The following is a 234-nucleotide window of genomic DNA, read 5'->3' as shown; positions in this document are numbered from 1 at the left end:
CGCCGGGTGTCGGATCGATGGTGGCCTTGAGCTTTCGCGCTGGGGTCGATGAGCCGGGCCGGTTTGGGCGATCACGATCTGTCCCTGCTCACTTCGGTTTGACGCCGACGCGATATCAATCGGGAGAGATCGACCAGGAAAAGGGCATCTCGAAGTGTGGCGATCCGAGCATCCGCTGGGTGCTCGTCGAGGCGGCCGGCATCATCCTGCGGCTCTCGAAGAAGTCGTCCCCTC

The 234-nt window shown here is 63.2% G+C and carries 1 protein-coding gene; it reads left to right on the top strand.

Annotated features, from left to right (window positions below):
• Positions 1-234, top strand: a 234-nt coding sequence (locus tag C7I85_RS30845; RefSeq protein WP_146149044.1) for a transposase, incomplete at both ends; no start/stop codon positions are given.

It is taken from the genome of Pseudaminobacter soli (ex Li et al. 2025) (assembly GCF_003012705.1).
GTDB lineage: Bacteria > Pseudomonadota > Alphaproteobacteria > Rhizobiales > Rhizobiaceae > Pseudaminobacter > Pseudaminobacter soli.
The sequence above is the reverse complement of the archived record's forward strand: the minus strand, read 5'-3'. Positions and strand labels throughout refer to the sequence as shown.